The sequence below is a fragment of the Erythrobacter aureus genome (genome assembly GCF_003355455.1).
Lineage (GTDB): Bacteria > Pseudomonadota > Alphaproteobacteria > Sphingomonadales > Sphingomonadaceae > Qipengyuania > Qipengyuania aurea.
In genome coordinates, this window is the sequence record NZ_CP031357.1 from 1,920,639 (window position 1) to 1,935,892 (window position 15,254).

The 15,254-nt window shown below is 62.4% G+C and carries 18 protein-coding genes and 1 pseudogene; 5 read left to right on the forward strand and 14 right to left on the reverse strand.

All coding sequences use genetic code 11. The features are described from left to right. Positions 1-19: 19 nt before the first annotated feature. From dnaG to DVR09_RS09405, 4 genes are read right to left on the reverse strand one after another with little or no spacing between them, the layout of a single operon-like run. Entirely contained in the window at positions 20-1,876 is a 1,857-nt protein-coding gene (gene dnaG, locus DVR09_RS09390; protein ID WP_115416694.1) for a DNA primase, read from the reverse strand. 36 nt (positions 1,877-1,912) lie between these two features. Further along, positions 1,913-2,605, reverse strand: a complete 693-nt coding sequence (locus tag DVR09_RS09395; RefSeq protein WP_115416695.1) for a hypothetical protein — start codon at positions 2,603-2,605, stop codon at positions 1,913-1,915. Positions 2,606-2,612: 7 nt separating this feature from the next. Then, positions 2,613-3,371 (reverse strand): hypothetical protein, encoded by a 759-nt coding sequence (locus tag DVR09_RS09400; RefSeq protein WP_234041390.1) that lies wholly within the window; start codon positions 3,369-3,371, stop codon positions 2,613-2,615. After that, positions 3,368-3,820 carry a GatB/YqeY domain-containing protein gene (locus tag DVR09_RS09405; RefSeq protein ID WP_115416696.1) on the reverse strand — a complete coding sequence of 151 codons (453 nt, stop codon included), beginning with the start codon at positions 3,818-3,820 and terminating at the stop codon, positions 3,368-3,370. The genes DVR09_RS09400 and DVR09_RS09405 overlap by 4 nt, the downstream gene beginning before the upstream one ends. A gap of 152 nt (positions 3,821-3,972) precedes the next feature. On the opposite strand from DVR09_RS09405, the gene carA reads away from it, so the two are divergent. Together carA and DVR09_RS09415 are read left to right on the forward strand one after the other, a co-directional pair. Beyond that, the gene (gene carA, locus DVR09_RS09410) at positions 3,973-5,151 is read left to right on the forward strand and encodes a glutamine-hydrolyzing carbamoyl-phosphate synthase small subunit (protein WP_115416697.1); all 1,179 of its coding nucleotides are present in this window, start codon (positions 3,973-3,975) and stop codon (positions 5,149-5,151) included. Continuing rightward, a complete protein-coding gene (locus tag DVR09_RS09415; RefSeq protein ID WP_115416698.1) occupies positions 5,148-5,504 on the forward strand; it encodes a hypothetical protein in 357 nt (118 codons plus the stop codon). Before carA ends, DVR09_RS09415 begins: the two co-directional genes overlap by 4 nt. 169 nt (positions 5,505-5,673) lie before the next feature. On the opposite strand, the gene DVR09_RS09420 is transcribed toward DVR09_RS09415, so the two are convergent. Further along, the gene (locus tag DVR09_RS09420) at positions 5,674-6,024 is read right to left on the reverse strand and encodes an endonuclease domain-containing protein (RefSeq protein ID WP_174223737.1); all 351 of its coding nucleotides are present in this window, start codon (positions 6,022-6,024) and stop codon (positions 5,674-5,676) included. Between the two features lie 66 nt (positions 6,025-6,090). Here DVR09_RS09420 and carB point away from each other — a divergent pair, with 66 nt between their 5' ends. Further along, positions 6,091-9,414, forward strand: a complete 3,324-nt coding sequence (gene carB / locus DVR09_RS09425; RefSeq protein WP_115416699.1) for a carbamoyl-phosphate synthase large subunit — start codon at positions 6,091-6,093, stop codon at positions 9,412-9,414. Positions 9,415-9,527: 113 nt separating this feature from the next. Then, the gene (greA, locus tag DVR09_RS09430) at positions 9,528-9,995 is read left to right on the forward strand and encodes a transcription elongation factor GreA (RefSeq protein WP_115416700.1); all 468 of its coding nucleotides are present in this window, start codon (positions 9,528-9,530) and stop codon (positions 9,993-9,995) included. Here the strand turns inward: greA and DVR09_RS09435 are convergent. From DVR09_RS09435 to DVR09_RS17625, 7 genes and pseudogenes are all read right to left on the reverse strand, one after another. Next, positions 9,988-10,320, reverse strand: a pseudogene (locus DVR09_RS09435) (GNAT family N-acetyltransferase); the annotation flags it as partial. The gene greA and the pseudogene DVR09_RS09435 sit on opposite strands and share 8 nt — an antisense overlap. A gap of 164 nt (positions 10,321-10,484) precedes the next feature. After that, the gene (locus DVR09_RS09440; protein WP_115416701.1) at positions 10,485-10,715 is read right to left on the reverse strand and encodes a DUF4170 domain-containing protein; all 231 of its coding nucleotides are present in this window, start codon (positions 10,713-10,715) and stop codon (positions 10,485-10,487) included. A 106-nt stretch (positions 10,716-10,821) separates the two neighbouring features. Beyond that, complete coding sequence (locus tag DVR09_RS09445) at positions 10,822-11,352, reverse strand: hypothetical protein (protein ID WP_115416702.1); 531 nt, start codon at positions 11,350-11,352, stop codon at positions 10,822-10,824. Between the two features lie 48 nt (positions 11,353-11,400). Further along, positions 11,401-11,697 (reverse strand): hypothetical protein, encoded by a 297-nt coding sequence (locus DVR09_RS09450; protein WP_162814926.1) that lies wholly within the window; start codon positions 11,695-11,697, stop codon positions 11,401-11,403. Between the two features lie 17 nt (positions 11,698-11,714). Next, on the reverse strand, positions 11,715-12,149 hold the full coding sequence (locus DVR09_RS09455; RefSeq protein WP_115416704.1) for a phage holin family protein: 435 nt from the start codon (positions 12,147-12,149) through the stop codon (positions 11,715-11,717). A 22-nt stretch (positions 12,150-12,171) separates the two neighbouring features. Beyond that, on the reverse strand, positions 12,172-12,474 hold the full coding sequence (locus DVR09_RS17620; protein ID WP_234041392.1) for a hypothetical protein: 303 nt from the start codon (positions 12,472-12,474) through the stop codon (positions 12,172-12,174). 201 nt (positions 12,475-12,675) lie between these two features. Next, a complete protein-coding gene (locus tag DVR09_RS17625) occupies positions 12,676-12,819 on the reverse strand; it encodes a hypothetical protein (RefSeq protein WP_162814927.1) in 144 nt (47 codons plus the stop codon). 162 nt (positions 12,820-12,981) lie between these two features. Between DVR09_RS17625 and eno the strand changes: the two genes are divergently transcribed. Further along, positions 12,982-14,271: a phosphopyruvate hydratase gene (gene eno, locus DVR09_RS09465; protein ID WP_115416706.1), complete on the forward strand. Its 1,290-nt coding sequence runs from the start codon at positions 12,982-12,984 to the stop codon at positions 14,269-14,271. Between the two features lie 75 nt (positions 14,272-14,346). Here the strand turns inward: eno and DVR09_RS09470 are convergent, their stop codons facing one another. Continuing rightward, positions 14,347-14,592, reverse strand: coding sequence for a hypothetical protein (locus DVR09_RS09470; RefSeq protein WP_115416707.1), 246 nt, complete (start codon positions 14,590-14,592; stop codon positions 14,347-14,349). A 237-nt stretch (positions 14,593-14,829) separates the two neighbouring features. Then, the gene (ribH, locus tag DVR09_RS09475) at positions 14,830-15,252 is read right to left on the reverse strand and encodes a 6,7-dimethyl-8-ribityllumazine synthase (RefSeq protein ID WP_115416708.1); all 423 of its coding nucleotides are present in this window, start codon (positions 15,250-15,252) and stop codon (positions 14,830-14,832) included. Positions 15,253-15,254: the final 2 nt, after the last annotated feature.

Sequence of the window (15,254 nt, forward strand, 5' to 3'; positions counted from 1 at the left end):
GGTCGCGATCCCGCCAAGATCAAGTATCCGATTCGCCGTCTGCCGCGGCTTTCCTGCGACCGAAACGCTTCAACCGCTCGTTTAGTGCCAGCAACCGCTCGCGCAATCGGGCCTGTTCGGCGATGGAGCCTTCCGGATCGCGTTCGAAACGCACCGTGGCCGCGCCAAGCGCAGCCTCCAGCGCCGGTCTTTCGACCAGCAGCGATACGGCCTCGGCCAGATCCTCGCGCGCATCACCCGGGTCGGTGCCTTCATCGAGGAAGGCGAAATGAGCTTTTGCCGGTGGGGCGGGAAGGCCTCGTTCGAGCGATATGGTCGATTGCGCGGACAAATCAAGCGTCTCTGCGGCTTCGAGCAGTGAATCGAGCGCCGGACCGACATTTTGGTCACGCCTGGCCAGTTCGGAGAGCGCTTCTTCGTGGCGCAGGATCTGGTCGGGATATTTGACCAACCCGGCAATCACCGCGCGGGTCAGCGAATCGCGCGCACCACCGCCCATCGCGCGGGTAAGGCTGTCTCGGGCCTCAGGCGACAGAGTCGGTGCGGGCTGTTTGAATTGCCCCTTCTTCCAGTCTCCGCGAGACCGGAATTCGCGTTGTGGGCGGGGCGGGAAGGCGAAGGCCGAGAAGCGTTCGAGCAGTTCGCGTTTGTAGAGCGGACCGATATCGGGGTGCTGGATGCTGTCGACATGGCCGAGAAGGCGCGCTTTGAGGCCCGCTTTCTCCTCCGGGGAGTCGAGCGGGGCCGCCGCTTTTTCGAACTCCCAAAGCGTATCGAGCAGACTCGTAGGATGCGCGAGCAATTCCTCAAGCGCGCCGACACCTTTCTCGCGGATGAGATCGTCCGGGTCGAGCCCGGCCGGAAGGCGCACGATCGCCAGCGAATGGCCGGGCCGCAGCATCGGCAGCGCGCGCGATATCGCCCGCATGGCGGCGCGCTGACCGGCATTGTCGCCATCGAAACAAAGGATCGGCCGTTCGACCTGCCGCCACAGCAGCTCGATCTGGTTTTCGGTCAGGGCCGTGCCGAGCGGAGCAACCGCTTCCCGGATGCCCGCATTGGCAAGCGCGATCGCGTCCATATAGCCTTCGACCACGATCATCCGCCCGCTTTGCCGCGCTGCGGGCGCGGCGCGGTGGAGATTGTAGAGCGTGCGGCCCTTGTCGAAGAGCGGTGTGTCGGGGCTGTTGAGGTATTTCGGCGCCTTGGAATTGGCCTCGCTGTCGAGAATGCGCCCGCCGAATGCAATCACGCGGCCGCGCGTGTCGTGGATCGGCAACATCAGCCGTCCGCGAAACCGGTCGTAGGGTTCCTTGTCCTCGACCGCGATCCGCATGCCCGCTTCGATCAGCATGGGCTCCTCAAATTTGCTCAGCGCGCGCTTCAGGGCCTGCCGGTCTTCAGGCGCGAAACCGAAGCCGAATTCGCGGATCGTCGCATCGGAGAAGCCGCGCCGCCCGAGATAGCCGCGTGCCTGCACGCCTTCGGTCCCCCGCAAATTGCTCTCGAACCACTCCTGCGCGGCGGCGGTCACATCGTGCAGGCTGGCGCGTTTTTCCGCTCGCTTCGCGGCTTGAGGGTCGGGGGCGGGGACCTCCATCCCGGCCTCGGCGGCCAGTTCCTTCACCGCATCCATAAAGGGCATGCCGCGCTGGTCGGTCAGCCAGCGGATCGCATCGCCATGCGCCTCGCAGCCGAAGCAGTGGTAGAAGCCCTTCTCGTCATTGACGTAGAAGCTTGGTGTCTTCTCGTTATGGAACGGGCAGCAGGCCTTGAACTCGCGGCCCGCCTTGGTCAGCCGCAGGGTACGACCGATCACGGCGGAAAGCGTGGTCCGCATGCGCAATTCGTCGAGCCATTGGGGAGACAGGGCCATAAGGTCACAGACCTTACCGGACCCGCAGAGGTGCGGCTAGCTCCCGGCGGCGCCCTCCACAGGCTTATCCTCAGGCGGGAAGGGGCCGGTCGCCGCGACCTGATTGCCGTCGACTTCGAACAGATAGGCTTCCGCCGGTCCTTGCGGGGGCAGGGTCGATTGCCACCAGAAGGTCACCGTACCGCCGGGCTTCCACCCCGATCCGCGAACCACGCGCCAGATCAGGCTGCCATTATCGTTGCTGATCGAGATCGCATCGGGATCGCCCAGCACGGCCTCGGCTTCGGCGGTCGAATAACCGATCGACTGGTTGAAGCCCGCGGCCTTGCGTATCGTGCGGAACAGAGTGGGTGGGGCCTCGACCACTTCGGGTCCTTCGGCAGGGTCCTCGGACTCGCTTTCCTCTGCCAGCGTGACCGCATGAACGTAAGTGTAGACTGTCCCTTCGGACATCTCGCCAGGCCTGCACTCCTCCACACCGGCAGGGCAGGCGACGTAGCTTACCAGCGTACCGACCTGGCGGTTGCGTGCGCTGAGGACAGTTTCGACCTCCGATCCTTGCGGCCCGGCGATCCTCGCACCGAGCGTCGACAGATCGAGATCTGCGCCGACGAGGGTGCGCGGTGCGGCGACGGTCGGGGTCGGGGTGGGCGCGGGCTCCGGCTCGGGGGAGCCGCACGAGGCGAGGGCAAACATAATCCCGGGTAGGGCAAGGGACGCGAGGCGCATTATCAGGTCATCCCTCGGCACCGGAAACGATGTCGCGATCGCAGGCATTGACCGCATCGGGTGCCTCGCCGGGGTAAGGCCCATTTCCCATGGCCATCGTATAGTTGGCCTCGATCGCATAAGCTTCCACGGGGCCGGCGGGCGGCACGGTCGATTGCCACCAGAAGGTAAGCGGTTCGGCCTGTTCCCACTGGTCGCCGCCATCGCCTGCGCTGACGGTCCAGACCAATGCGCCATCGTCGCAGGTAATCACGACATCGGCCTTGGCCCCGATCGCGGCCATCGCCTCGTCCTTGGAGTAACCCACCGCGCCGGTGAAGCCGGTGGAGGGTCGTGTCATGCGAAAGGCAGTGGCGCGTTCCACATCGGAGGAATCCGCGCCTTCACCGCTGCCGCTGTCGGGCTGGTTATCCTCTCCCGGATATACGATATGAACATACGTGTAGATCGTGCCCTCTGGCGCCGTCGCCGGATCGCATACCGTCATGCCTGCCGGGCAGGCCACATAGCTGCGCATATCGGCGAAATTGCCTTCGGGGTTGGACAGAGCGGCTTTCACCTCGGGGCCTTGTGGGCCGACGATTTTCGCGCCGAGTTCTAGGTCGAGGAAGTCGACTGCTTCGATATTGCGCGCCAGCGCTTCGGCCGCGCCAACGCTTTCGGCGGTTTCGAGATCGGTCGGCGGTTCGTCCGCGTCGGAACCGCAGGCGGCAAGCATCATTGCAAGCGCCGGGGTGAGGGAGAGGGCGACCGAAATCCTGTTCATGAAAGCGCTTCCTTTACCAGTCCGCTTGCCTTGCTCATGTCCAGAGTAGCGCCGTGGCGGCTCTTAAGTTCCCCCATTACGCGGCCCATGTCCTTCATGCCCTCGGCGCCAAGCTCTGCCTTGATCGCGGCAATCGCGGCGCGGGTTTCGTCCTCGCTCATCTGCTTGGGCAGGAATTCCTCGATCACGGCGAGTTCGGCCTTTTCCTTGTCGGCCAGTTCGGTGCGCCCGCCGTCCTCGTACATCTCGATCGATTCGCGGCGCTGCTTGGCCATTTTGAGCAGCACGTCGGTGACCAGCTCGTCGTCCTCCGGCTTCTTATCGGAGGTGCGCAGTTCGATGTCGCGATCCTTGATCTTCGCCCCGATCAGGCGCAGCGCGGCGGTGCGTTCCTTGTCCTTGGCCTTCATGGCGGTGACGGTTTCGGCCTGAATTTTTTCGCGCAGCATTGGGTTTCCCGGGTGGTTGGTGTCTGATTTCACCGGCTCATTTAGACCAGTGCGCCGATAAGCCAAGGGTTCCGCTTGACGGGACTCGTGCAGGTCCCTAGCGGCTGGGTCTTAGCACACATCGCTGGAAACCTTTTTATCCCGGAGCGCCCATGGCCCTGTCCGCATCTTCGCACGCGCAACCTAAAGATGCCACGGGAGTCCTCGTGTTAGGCGACGGCACGGTCGTCTGGGGCAAAGGCTTCGGCGCCACCGGATCCGCTGTGGGGGAGGTCTGCTTCAACACCGCGATGACCGGATATCAGGAGGTGATGACCGATCCCTCCTATGACAGCCAGATCGTCACCTTCACCTTCCCGCATATCGGCAATGTCGGCGCGAACGAGGAAGATCATGAGAGCCGCGGCCTCGGCGCAGTCGGCTGCGTCACGCGGCAGGAAGTGACCCCGCAGTCGAACTTCCGCGCGCAGAATGAATTCGTCGAATGGATGAAGGATCACGGCAAGATCGGCCTGTCGGGCGTCGATACGCGCGCTCTGACCCGTCGCATCCGTATTTCGGGCGCACCCAATGCGGTGATCGCGTACAGTCCGCGGGGTGAATTCGACCTCAAGGCGTTGAAAAAGCAGGCCGCCGAATGGAGCGGGCTCGAAGGGCTCGACCTCGTCCCCGGCGTGACGCGCGAGGCCCAAGAGGACTGGACCGGCGGCCACTGGCAACTCGGCTTCGGCTATACCAACGGCAGTGCGGAGAAGCCGCATGTCGTCGCGATCGATTACGGCGCGAAGGACAATATCTTCCGCAACCTCGTGAAGGCGGGGGCGAAGGTCACCGTGGTGCCCGCACGCACCTCATTCGACCAGATCATGGCGCTGAAGCCCGACGGCGTGTTCCTTTCGAACGGTCCGGGCGATCCGGCGGCGACGGGCGAATACGCCGTTCCAGTGATCAAGGCACTGCTCGACGCCGATACTCCGCTGTTCGGCATCTGTTTGGGACACCAGATGCTCGGGCTGGCGGCAGGGGCGAAGACCGCCAAGATGTTCCAGGGCCACCGCGGCGCCAACCACCCCGTCCAGCGCGTGGGTGAGGGCTGGGGCGCAAGCGAGGGCCTCGTCGAGATCACCAGCATGAACCACGGCTTCGCGGTCGATGTCGACACGCTGCCGCCGGAGGTGGAGCAGACCCATATCTCGCTGTTCGATGGCACCAATTGCGGCATTGCGATCAAGGGCAAAAAGGCGTTCGGCGTGCAATACCACCCCGAGGCGAGCCCCGGCCCGCAGGACAGCTTCTACCTGTTCGAGAAATTCGTGGGGATGTTGGGGTGAGGCGCAGCAATTTGGTTGCTTTTGCATTCGGCGCATTCGCTTCCTTGGTCAGCGTCGGAGTCGCGTCCCAATTCAATGCCGATCCAATTGAGGCCAAGGCATACCGAACAGTTTTTGCGCCGGACATCATCGAGCCTGAAGGCGAGTTGGACGAAACAAGCAATATCGCGTTCGAAGTCGGTGAAGTGCTTCGTGAATGCGGCCTTTCGGAGTTCGATATGAAGCTCGGCGACCTGCATGGAATAACATACGAGATCGAGATCTCAGCGAAAAACATGCGAGGCCTTCACTGCATCGAGGTCCGCGCCCGAGATGTCGATAATGCAGTCAAACTCGGTTTTAAGGTTATCTAATGCCCAAATGCACCGACATCTCCGCGATCCTCGTCATCTCCCTTCCCCTTGGGGAAGGGTTGGGGATGGGGGTCCGGCAGTGATGGGGCTGAGCTACATTTCGGGCGTCGTACACCCACCCCTAGCCCCTCCCTCGAGGGAGGGTGATTGGCAGTTAGGAAGTGGCACTTCAGTGCTGGTTTCGGGCGATTTCGATTTCTTTCATGATCGCTTCCAGCACGCCGTCGGTATTATCGAGGATGTCGTGGTTCCAGAAGCGGATGACGCGGTAGCCATGGGCTTCGATGACAGCCGCGCGTGCGGCGTCATTGGGGCTGTCGGAATGCTGCCCGCCGTCGCATTCGATGGCAAGCCTGAGGCTGCGACAGGCGAAGTCGGCGACGTGGTTTCCGATCGGGAACTGCCGTGTGAATTTCGCGCCCATCGGCCTTGTGCGCAGGTGCGACCAAAGCCGCCGCTCCGCATCCGTCATCTCGCGTCGCAGCTTGCGCGCAACGTCAGTCAGTCGCTTTTCAGCCATCGTGGCACACCCATCCCCAACCCTTTCCCGCAAGGGAAGGGGCTTTCAGTAGCGAAGTCGAGCTAGATGCCCAAACGTACAGACATTTCCTCCATCCTCGTCATCGGCGCCGGGCCGATCATCATCGGCCAGGCCTGCGAGTTCGACTATTCCGGCACGCAGGCGATCAAGGCGCTGAAGGAGGAGGGCTACCGGGTGATCCTGGTCAACTCCAACCCCGCCACGATCATGACCGATCCGGAAATGGCCGATGCGACCTATGTCGAGCCGATCACGCCCGAGATCGTCGCCAAGATCATCGAGAAGGAACGCCCCGACGCGGTGCTGCCGACGATGGGCGGGCAGACGGCGCTCAACTGCGCGCTCGACCTTGCCAATCAGGGTGTGCTGGAGAAATTCGGCGTGCAGATGATCGGCGCCAATGCCGATGCCATCGACAAGGCTGAGAACCGCCAGCGCTTCCGCGAGGCGATGGACAAGATCGGCCTCGAAAGCGCGCGCAGCGGCGTGGCGAACACGGTCGACGAGGCCTTCGCCGTGCTCGAGCGCACGGGCCTTCCCGCCATTATCCGCCCCAGCTTCACGCTCGGCGGGACAGGTGGCGGCATTGCCTACAACAAGGCCGAGTTCGACAAGATCGTGCGCGAAGGTCTCGACGCCTCACCCACCACCGAAGTCCTGATCGAGGAATCGCTCCTCGGCTGGAAGGAATACGAGATGGAGGTGGTGCGCGACCGGAAGGACAATTGCATCATCATCTGCTCGATCGAGAACGTCGATCCGATGGGCGTGCATACGGGCGATTCCATCACCGTCGCGCCCGCGCTGACGCTGACCGACAAGGAATACCAGATCATGCGCACCGCCAGCATCAATGTGCTGCGCGAAATCGGCGTGGAAACAGGTGGTTCGAACGTACAGTTCGCAGTCAATCCGAAGGATGGCCGCCTGATCGTGATCGAGATGAATCCGCGCGTATCGCGCAGCTCGGCGCTGGCTTCCAAGGCCACCGGCTTCCCCATCGCGCGCGTCGCGGCGAAGCTGGCGGTGGGCTACACGCTCGACGAGATCCAGAACGAGATTACCGGCGCAACCCCGGCGTCGTTCGAACCGACCATCGATTATGTCGTCACCAAGATCCCGCGCTTCGCCTTCGAGAAGTTCAAGGGATCGAAGAACGAGCTGTCGACCGCGATGAAATCGGTCGGCGAAGTCATGGCCATCGGTCGCTGCTTTGCCGAAAGCATGCAGAAGGCGCTGCGCGGCCTTGAAACCGGGCTCGACGGCTTCAACCGCATCACCGAGTTCGAGGGTGTCAGCCGCGAGGTCATCACTGCCTCGCTCAGCAAGCGCACGCCCGACCGTATTCTCAAGATCGCGCAAGCCTTCCGCGAGGATTTCACCGTCGAGGAAGTGGCCAGGATCACCGGCTTCGACCCGTGGTTCCTACGCCAGATCGAGGCCATCATCTATGAAGAGAAGATGATCGGTCACAATGGCCTGCCGGGCGATGCGGCCGAAATGCGCCGGCTGAAGGCCATGGGCTTTTCGGACAAGCGCTTGGCGACGCTGGCCGTGCGATCGGTCGGCGTGGCGGGAGGCCTCGGCGAGACGCAGGCCAAGCGTTCGGGCCTGCTGCACGACGCATTGCGTGCCATGGCGGGCGCGACCAGCGAACAGGAAGTACGCGATCTGCGCCGCAAGCTCGGCGTCTATCCGGTCTACAAGCGTATCGATAGCTGCGCCGCCGAGTTCGAGGCGATCACGCCCTATATGTATTCGACCTACGAAGCGCCGAGTTTCGGCGAGCCAGAGGACGAGGCCGATCCGTCCGACCGCAAGAAGATCGTTATCCTCGGCGGTGGCCCGAACCGTATCGGGCAGGGGATCGAGTTCGACTATTGCTGCGTCCACGCCTGTTTCGCGCTGGCCGAGGCTGGGTTCGAGACGATCATGGTCAACTGCAACCCGGAAACGGTTTCGACCGATTACGACACTTCCGACCGCCTCTATTTCGAGCCGCTGACCGAAGAAGACGTGCTCGAAATCATGCGCGTCGAAATGTCCCGGGGCGAAGTGGTGGGCGTCATCGTCCAGTTCGGCGGGCAGACCCCGCTGAAGCTCGCCGCCGCGCTCGAGCGTGAGGGTATCCCGATCCTCGGCACCAGTCCCGATGCGATCGATTTGGCCGAAGACCGCGAGCGTTTTGCCAAACTGGTCAACAAGTTGAAGCTCAAGCAGCCGATGAACGGTATCGCCAAGAGCCGCGACGAGGCCGTGGCCGTGGCCGCGCGGATCGGTTACCCGGTGTTGCTGCGCCCGAGCTACGTGCTCGGCGGACGGGCGATGGAAATCGTCGACAGCGAAGCGCAGCTCGACGATTACATTAACACCGCCGTCAACGTTTCGGGCGACAGCCCGGTGCTGGTCGATCAGTATCTGCGCGATGCGATCGAATGCGATGTCGATGTGGTATCCGACGGCAATGACGTCCGTATCGCGGGGGTGATGCAGCATATCGAGGAAGCCGGGGTCCATTCGGGCGACAGCGCCTGCACCCTGCCGCCTTACAGCCTGCCGCAGGACATCGTCGACGAAATGTCCCGCCAGGCGACCGAATTGGCCAAGGCGCTGGAGGTCCGCGGCCTGATGAACGTGCAGTTCGCGGTGAAGGACGGCGAGGTCTATCTGATCGAGGTGAACCCGCGCGCCAGCCGCACCGTGCCCTTCGTCGCCAAGGCCATCGGCCAGCCCATCGCGAAGGTCGCGGCACGCGTCATGGCGGGCGAGGCGCTGCATACGTTCGAACCCTTCGATCTCACTCCGGGTCACATGGCGGTGAAAGAGGCTGTCTTCCCCTTTGCGCGCTTCCCGGGCGCCGATCCTATCCTGTCGCCGGAGATGAAATCGACCGGCGAGGTCATGGGTATAGATCGCGATTTCGCAGCGGCGTTTCTCAAGTCGCAGCTCGGTGCGGGAATGAACCCGCCTCAATCCGGCACGCTGTTCGTATCGGTCAAAGATACCGACAAGCCGCTGATCGTGCCTGCGGTTCGGACACTGCTCGACAAGGGTTTCCGGGTCATCGCCACCGGGGGCACGCAGAGCTATCTGGCGGAGCAGGGCCTTGCAGTGGAACCGGTCAACAAGGTTGCCGAAGGCCGCCCGCATGTCGTCGATGCGATTATCGATGGCGAGGTGCAGCTGATCTTCAACACCACCGAGGGTTGGCAGTCGCTGCTGGACAGCAAATCCATCCGGGAAGCGGCGCTTGAAAAGAAGTTACCCTATTACACCACGGCTGCGGCATCGCTCGCGGTTGCGCAGGCTGTAGCCGAGGTTTCACCCGATCAGCTTGAAGTGCGTTCGTTGCAAGACTATTATAGCTGACGAAGAACACGCGCTTATCCCTCCTGACATTCGTATCGATCGGGCACCGCAATCCGGCGGGCCGGGTCCGAATTGTCCCGGGAGGCGCCGAACAGGAAGGACAAAGGGGTCCGATGGAAAAAGTGCCGATGCTGGCCGAGGGCTATGAGAAGCTCACGGCGGACCTGAAAGTCTTGCGTGCCGAGCGTCCTAAGATCGTCGATGCGATCGAGGAAGCGCGCGCGCATGGCGATCTGTCCGAAAACGCCGAATACCACGCCGCCAAGGAACGTCAGGGCCAGGTGGAGGCGATGATCGGCGAACTGGAAGACAAGATCAGCCGCGCGCAGATCATCGACCCGACGACACTTTCGGGGGACAAGGTAATCTTCGGCGCGACCGTTACCCTGCTCGATGAAAACGATAAGCCGGTGACATACCAGATTGTCGGCCAGACCGAAGCCGATGCCGCAAAGGGACGTATCAGTTACAATTCGCCCCTTGGACGCGCGTTGATCGGCAAACAGCTCGAGGAAGAGGTGGAAGTGACCGTTCCGTCTGGGGACAAATTCTACCTGATCGACAAGATCGAGTTCATCTGAGCCGCTTTTCCATCGCCCAGTTGTGAATCGGGACATCCCGACCCTCATTGGCGATGGTGAATTCGCGTTTGTTCGTCACGACATAGCCTGCACGCTCGAAAGCGGGTCGGGCGAGATCGCTCGCCTCGGTATAGATCCGCTCCACGCCGTGTGCCTGCGCATAGATTTCCGCACGCGCGAGCAATTGCGTCGCCAGACCGCGCCGCGTGTGGTCGGGGCGGTTGTAGAGATGGTCGAGATGATCGTCGGGCTCGATCAAGGCATAAGCGACCGGGCTGTCGTCCGCATCTGTGGCGACGAAGATCGCATGACCTTCCGACACACGCTCCCGGTACCGTCTGGCACCGGGATGTCGCGCGCTCCAGGCAGCGACCTGCTCGGGTGACTATGCGTGCGGGCCAATGGCGGCAATCGCCGCGGCGATTGCCTCGGCCAGCGCCTCGGCGTCATCGTCCCGATATGGCCTTATGGAATAGGCCATGGGGCAGTTCAGGCCCCCGGGTCGAGCAGCTTGTGCAGATGAACGATGACATATTTCATCTCGGCATCGTCTACCGTGCGCTGGGCATTCGAGCGCCAGGAATCGACGGCAGCATCGTAGCTGCTGAACACGCCTGCGACATGAAGGCTTTCGGGATCGGCGAAAGTGACGCTGCGCGGGTCTGCGACGCGGCCACCCATGACCAGATAGAGCGTTTGCTTGCTCTCGGTTTCTTCCATCGGATCGTCTTTCTCTAGGGAGGAATGAATCGTTGCGCGCCATAGCGAAAGCGGCGCGACAGGCAACCCTGTCGCGCCGCTACGGCATGCTACTAAATGACTATCATCAATGGGTGATACGAGTACGCAGCGCGCGATAGGCACGGCTGCCTTTGCGGCTTGCTTTCCGGCTCGAGCTGCGCAAGGCGTCACCGGCGACATCGAGTTTATAGGCCGTATCGCGGCGCAGGCCGCGCGCTGCCGTCGAAGCGCTGTCACCGAGATCTTCCATCCGGTCGCCCGCATATTGAGCGCCATCGACGACGCCATCGATCATTCGCGCGCCGTAGGCGAGGGCTGCATCTGCGGCGAGACCGGCCCAAATACTCCCGCGTCGACCGAGCCTGCGGCCCGGGCGTGTCATGGCCCCAATCGCAAGCCCGGCGACAAGTACGCCACCGACCACAGCGAAGGGGTGTTTCTTCGTGAATTCGATCGCGCTGTCGGCAACGTCTTTCGCCTGATCGGTCAGGCTGCGTTCTTCATTGCGCTTCTCCCCGGCCTCGATGCGGGCGCGCAATTGTTCGCGCTTCTGCTCATCGCTCAATTTCCTGTCGGCGCTGATAGGGGTGACATTGTTTTCGGCCGTGTCTGCCATGATATTTCTCCGCAATGCGTGTTCGTCGAAACAACGGTTCGTAAGGCGCTAACGTTCCGGATTTTCGGTCGCGGCGTCATCCCCTTCATTGGGGTCCCGCCCAAACAGTTCCATGATTGGATTGCGTGCAAACCAGACAACTATCGCCGCAATCAGAGCTGCCAGAGCACCTTTGTTGTCCCCGGCCATATCGGCCGCTTCTTCGTAGAGATCGGTGGCACCTTCTCTCACGCGCTCAATGGCGCGTTCTCCCAACCCTTTATGGGCGAAGTCGGATTTGAGGTGCTCGATATCGGCTTCGACCAATGCGCGAGCGGAATCGCGCATATACTTGTCTTCCAGCATTCGGATCCGCCGATCGCTCATTCGGCGTCCTCCTCTTCGAATGCGTCCCGGATATCGTCGAGGCGCCCTTTCAGCAGTCGCAAGAGAAATACCCCGCCCGCAATCAGCGCGAGCGTTACGATGGCAGTCGCGCCCCAAGGTCCGACGATGGGCGCGAGCGCGATGACGAGCCCAACCGTGGCCGCAATCAGGGCGAGGTGAAAAACGCCGAAAGCGCCGAGCCCGAAGGCGAGGGCGCCCTTGAACCGGTTCCCGATATAACCCGCGCGGCTTTTCTGGAAACGCAGTTCCGCTTCGGCATATGTCTTGCCATCCTCAAGCAGCGCGAGAACATCGTCGGTCAAGGAAAACTGCCGACCGCCTTCATCCTCCTCATTGGGGGATTCGTGCTCGTCGGGCAAATCGAGCGGGCCGGAATACTCATCGACCCGCTCGTCGTTATCGTCTCGCATTCAAACCCCCGTCATCGCTCGCTCAACGCGAGCCGCGGAATAGACGCGAAAGCATGAAACCGACAATCGCTGCGATCCCGAGTGCCTTGCCGGGGCTCTTGCGGACGAATTCACGGCCGTCCTCCACGAGATCGTCGACGCTTTTTTCGTCGAGCTTGGCAGCATAGCCATCCAGCGACTTCGAGGCGCTGCGAGCATAGTCACCGTATTTCGCGCCCAGTTTTTCGTCGACCTGATGAGCGTTCTCGTTGACGAGCTTGCTGAGCGAGCGCAGGCCTTCGCCGGCCTTGACCTTGCCTTCTGTCGCAAGTTCGCGGCCCTTCACCTTCGCTTCTTCGCCATAGGCTTTGGCTTCGGCGGCGAGGTCGTCGCCCTTGTGCTTGGCTTGATCGCGGTAGGCGGTGGCGCGGTCGCGGCCTTCTGCCTTGAGCGCGGCTGCACCTGCCTTTGCCTCTTCGAGAGCCGCGTTGAAGCGGGATTTCGCTTCGGCGCGGTTGTCGGTGGTGGGGCTTGGGTGCTGTATCGGTCACGGGGTCATCTCCTTCGCTGCGCCCTTCTTCGCCACGGTCTTGCGCGGCGTCTTGGCGCTCGTGGATTTCGAGGCTGCGGTCTTCTTGGTGGCAGGAGTATTGCGCTTCTTGGGCGCATCGCCTGCGGTGGTTTCTGCCATGATGGTCGTCCTTGCCCTTAATTCGTATTCGTCCGGCGAAATGGCCTTCGATGTTGCAACGCAACTTGCGCGCCAATGTTCCGGCGAATAGAGCGCTGCCAACTCCCCATCTGGGGGTGTTTTAGACGATTACAACACCTTTACCCCGGAGCGCCAGCACCCATGACCGCGATCATAGACATCCACGCCCGCGAAATCCTTGATTCACGGGGTAATCCCACGGTCGAGGTCGATGTGCTTCTCGACGATGGAAGCTTCGGTCGCGCGGCGGTGCCCAGCGGCGCATCAACCGGTGCGCATGAGGCCGTGGAGCTGCGCGACGGGGACAAGGACCGCTATCTCGGCAAAGGCGTGATCAAGGCTGTCGAGGCGGTCAACGCCGAAATTCGCGATATGCTGGTGGGCGCTTTCGATGCCGAAGACCAGCGCGACATCGATCTTTCGATGATCGCACTCGACGGAACGCCCAACAAGGGCCGCATCGGTGCGAACGCCATTCTCGGCACCAGCATGGCAGCGGCCAAGGCGGCGGCCAATGCGCGCGGCCTGCCGCTTTACAGCTATATCGGCGGCGTTTCGGCCCATGTGCTTCCCGTTCCGATGATGAATATCATCAATGGGGGCGAACATGCCGATAACCCGATCGACATTCAGGAATTCATGGTCATGCCGGTTGGCGCGGACAGTCTCGCCGAAGCGGTGCGCTGGGGCGCTGAGGTGTTCCACACGCTCAAGAAGAAGCTGCATGACAAGGGCCTGGCTACTTCGGTCGGTGACGAGGGCGGCTTTGCCCCCGACCTTGCCAGCACGCGCGACGCGCTCGATTTCATCATGGCCTCGATCGAGCAGGCGGGCTTCAAGCCGGGCGAGGACATCGTGCTTGCTCTCGACTGCGCCTCGACCGAGTTCTTCAAGAACGGCAAATACGAGATCTCGGGCGAGAACCTATCGCTCACCGGTCATGAAATGGCCGAGTATCTCGACAAGCTGTGCCGTGACTATCCGATTCGCTCGATCGAGGACGGCATGGCCGAAGACGATTTCGAAGGCTGGAAGGCGCTGACCGACCGGATCGGCAATACCGTCCAGCTGGTCGGCGACGACTTGTTCGTGACCAACCCTCAGCGCCTGCGCGAAGGGATCGACCAGGGGCTTGCCAATTCGCTGCTTGTTAAGGTCAACCAGATCGGCACCCTGTCGGAAACGCTCGACGCGGTCAGCATCGCCAATCGCGCGGGCTACACCGCCGTCATGTCGCATCGGTCGGGCGAAACCGAAGATGCGACGATCGCCGATCTGGCAGTCGCCACCAATTGCGGGCAGATCAAGACCGGCTCGCTGGCCCGGTCGGATCGGCTCGCCAAGTACAACCAGCTCATCCGTATCGAGGAAGAGCTGGGTGATAGCGCGCATTATGCCGGGCGGCACTGTTTCGGGCGTATCGGGGGCTGAAGCGGGGGTCCCCGTGCAGGCGGGGACCTCGGTCCACCAGGCCTGAGGGTCTGAGACGTCCGCTTTAGCGGAAGGTCAGCTTCGGTTCTTCGGGTGGAACCAATATTGCCATACGCCCCAGGCGTTGATCAGCAGCAGCACGCCGTTCATTGCTGCCAGCGGCAGCGCGTCTTCGGTCAGGCCGATATAGATCCACAGCGCCGAGACGACGCAGAACAGGACAAAGCCCCAGGCGGTTGCGCGGCGCCCCAGATCGAAGGCGATCATAGAGGCGGCTATGACCGCCCCGATCGATGCGGCCCATTCGAAAGCGCCGTTCATGACGTTTCTCCCAGCATGATTGTGACGACGCGCGGCGCCAGCTAGCGTTCCGGGAACTGCTTTTCTCACGCCTCATGCAAGCGAACAGGGGCGGGCGGGTAAGAGCCGACAAGACATGATTCAAACCCATCATGCGCGGCCGACGAGCGTATCCTCACCCAGCTTGGGAACCGTATTCATCCCCTATGGATTGCACCGGGCGCAATCGTCATGCGTTCGGCGATTTCGACCATGGCGTCAGGCGGCGAAGCGCGCCTGCAGATCGAGCAGGGCGATGGCCGCCTTGGCCGCTTCGCCACCCTTGTCCTTCTGGGCCGGATCGGCGCGAACCAGCGCCTGCTCCTCGTTCTCGACCGTCAGGATGCCATTGCCGATCGCCATGCCGTCCATGGTCAGCGCCATGATCCCGCGCGCGCTTTCGCCTGCGACGATTTCGAAGTGATAGGTTTCCCCGCGGATGACCACACCGATGCCGACATAGCCATCGTACCGGCCGCTTTCCGAGGCGAGCGCGATCGCTCCGGGCACTTCGAGTGCGCCGGGCACGGTCAGCACCTCGACCTCGTGCCCTTCCGCCTCGAGAGCGGCGCGGGCACCCGCGACGAGCATATCGTTGAGATGGTCGTAGAAACGGGCTTCGACGATCAGGAAACGGGCCATGC

Excerpts from the sequence above, each read along its gene's own strand:
- DVR09_RS09445 (WP_115416702.1), bottom strand. The coding sequence starts at position 11,352 with ATGGCAGACACGGCCGAAAACAATGTCACCCCTATCAGCGCCGACAGG.
- greA (WP_115416700.1), top strand. The coding sequence starts at position 9,528 with ATGGAAAAAGTGCCGATGCTGGCCGAGGGCTATGAGAAGCTCACGGCG.
- DVR09_RS09455 (WP_115416704.1), bottom strand. The coding sequence starts at position 12,149 with ATGCGAGACGATAACGACGAGCGGGTCGATGAGTATTCCGGCCCGCTC.
- DVR09_RS09470 (WP_115416707.1), bottom strand. The coding sequence starts at position 14,592 with ATGAACGGCGCTTTCGAATGGGCCGCATCGATCGGGGCGGTCATAGCC.
- DVR09_RS09440 (WP_115416701.1), bottom strand. The coding sequence starts at position 10,715 with ATGGAAGAAACCGAGAGCAAGCAAACGCTCTATCTGGTCATGGGTGGC.
- DVR09_RS09420 (WP_174223737.1), bottom strand. The coding sequence starts at position 6,024 with ATGGCTGAAAAGCGACTGACTGACGTTGCGCGCAAGCTGCGACGCGAG.
- carB (WP_115416699.1), top strand. The coding sequence starts at position 6,091 with ATGCCCAAACGTACAGACATTTCCTCCATCCTCGTCATCGGCGCCGGG.
- carA (WP_115416697.1), top strand. The coding sequence starts at position 3,973 with ATGGCCCTGTCCGCATCTTCGCACGCGCAACCTAAAGATGCCACGGGA.
- DVR09_RS17625 (WP_162814927.1), bottom strand. The coding sequence starts at position 12,819 with ATGGCAGAAACCACCGCAGGCGATGCGCCCAAGAAGCGCAATACTCCT.
- eno (WP_115416706.1), top strand. The coding sequence starts at position 12,982 with ATGACCGCGATCATAGACATCCACGCCCGCGAAATCCTTGATTCACGG.
- ribH (WP_115416708.1), bottom strand. The coding sequence starts at position 15,252 with ATGGCCCGTTTCCTGATCGTCGAAGCCCGTTTCTACGACCATCTCAAC.
- dnaG (WP_115416694.1), bottom strand. The coding sequence starts at position 1,876 with ATGGCCCTGTCTCCCCAATGGCTCGACGAATTGCGCATGCGGACCACG.
- DVR09_RS09395 (WP_115416695.1), bottom strand. The coding sequence starts at position 2,605 with ATGCGCCTCGCGTCCCTTGCCCTACCCGGGATTATGTTTGCCCTCGCC.
- DVR09_RS09450 (WP_162814926.1), bottom strand. The coding sequence starts at position 11,697 with ATGCTGGAAGACAAGTATATGCGCGATTCCGCTCGCGCATTGGTCGAA.
- DVR09_RS09405 (WP_115416696.1), bottom strand. The coding sequence starts at position 3,820 with ATGCTGCGCGAAAAAATTCAGGCCGAAACCGTCACCGCCATGAAGGCC.
- DVR09_RS09400 (WP_234041390.1), bottom strand. The coding sequence starts at position 3,371 with ATGAACAGGATTTCGGTCGCCCTCTCCCTCACCCCGGCGCTTGCAATG.